The sequence below is a fragment of the Streptomyces sp. NPDC002130 genome, from assembly GCF_040296465.1.
GTDB lineage: Bacteria > Actinomycetota > Actinomycetes > Streptomycetales > Streptomycetaceae > Streptomyces.
The window spans coordinates 1-1,754 of the sequence record NZ_JBEOXI010000668.1 but is presented as its reverse complement, the minus strand read 5'-3'; the positions used below and the strand labels follow the sequence as shown (position 1 = coordinate 1,754).

The following is a 1,754-nucleotide window of genomic DNA, read 5'->3' as shown; positions in this document are numbered from 1 at the left end:
ACGACCTCCGCCCCGGACCCCGACCCGACGCCGACCACCCCGCCTCCGTCCTACGTTCACGCACGCGGACAACTCTGCATCCGGGTGCTACGCTCGCTTTCGGTGTCCCCATCACATAGGACTGGAGTGTGATCGGCGCAACGAATCGACTCGAACCGGCCCTGGGTAGTGGTGAAGACGCGGCGCAGTACGCACGTGTTCTCGAATCCGTGTACGAAGCAACGATGTCGGGGCGCAAATCCTTGCCACCACGTGGGCCGACTACAACGTCATGTTGATGCGTACGACGCTCGTTCGCTGATCCGACTCACGCTTGCGTTTGCTGGAGGTACACGATCTCCTCGGTGATCGGCGCGTCGTCATCGGCGTCTGTCGGCGGTTCTTGTCGGCGGCGCCACCAGATGGTGAACAGGACGGCACCGATCACCAAGGCAGCCAGAGCGAATACTGCCACCCAGAATTTCGGGCCGTAGTAGCCGACGAGGACCATGCGCATGGCGTTGCGCGCCCAGGTCAGTGGCATCAGAGCGTGCAGCCACTGCAGAACGGTCGGCATCTGTTCGATGGGATACACCGCGCCGAAGGCGAAGATCTGAATCATCAAGGCGCCCAAAGCGATGAAGGTTCCGTTGACGGCTCCGAACACAACGGTGAAGAGCCTGCCCGAGCTGACCGCGGCGGCACCCACCAGGATCATCACGGCGATCATCGCCAGGACGCTCGGCGGTTCGACGTGTGCCACGGTCAGTGACACCACCGACAACACGAGCGCCGCGACCAAGGTGACCAGGGCGGGAATGCGGTAGCGGCGCAGCCCCTCGCGCACCACACTCGTGTGCGAGTTCAGCGAACGTCCGCGTCGTGGGCGGACGACGAACCAGGTGAGAATTCCGCACAGGAACAGTGCCACCGAGATCACGGCAGGGACGGCTCCCGGCCCGAAACCGGCTGCGGGATAGTTGTTCCGCGCGTCGACGGCAACCGGGGACGAGAGCAGATTGGCTGTGGTGGCGCGTTCGTCGTCCGAGAACTGCGGCACCTGGGCGGCGCCGTCGGACAAACCGGTGGCGAGTTCTGCGCTGCCCGCGTCGAGCTCGCCGACGCCGGCCGATAGCTGCCCGAGACCGTCACGGAGCGCAATACTTCCGGTGTCCAACTGCCCGAGGCCGGCGGAGAGTTCCTGTGCGCCGGTAGCGAGTTGGCCTGCGCCGTCGGACAGTTGGCCTAGACCGGTGTTGAGTTCACCTGCACCGGCCGCCGCGGCAAGAAGCCCGCCACGGTAGTCGCTGCTCGGGTCGGTGAGCTGCCGCGAGATCTCCTGCGCACCGTCGCGAAGCTGACCGAGCTGACCGATCACGTCGTCGTCCGAGGGTTGTGCGGTCAGGGAGGCCCGCAGTCCGCCGAGCGCTTCGACGAGCCCGGCGGAGACCGGATCGGTCGAGTTCCGAAGCATCGAGGTGAGGGCATCGATCTGACCGACGACGGCGGCGGAGGACCCCGCGAGGTCGAGTACCGGGGTGGTGACCATGTCGACCACTTCGCTGATCTGACGAGCTCCTGCACCGAGTTCGTCGGTGCCCCCGACCAACTGGTTGAGTCCGCTGCTCAACTCGCCCGAACCTGCAGCAGCTTCGCCAGCTCCAGTGGCCAGCTCGCCGGCCCCCGGCCGACGAGTGCCCCCTGTGCCCGTCGGCGGGCGATCGCCTGAGCGAGATCCCCGACTCGTCCTACGACGTCGTCGTCTTCGAGAACCG

The 1,754-nt window shown here is 66.1% G+C and carries 1 protein-coding gene; it reads right to left on the bottom strand.

What is annotated here, in order from left to right; genetic code table 11:
- Positions 1-307: 307 nt before the first annotated feature.
- Positions 308-1,609, bottom strand: coding sequence for a YhgE/Pip family protein (locus tag ABT116_RS44240; protein ID WP_351646517.1), 1,302 nt, complete (start codon positions 1,607-1,609; stop codon positions 308-310).
- Between the last annotated feature and the right edge of the window lie 145 nt (positions 1,610-1,754).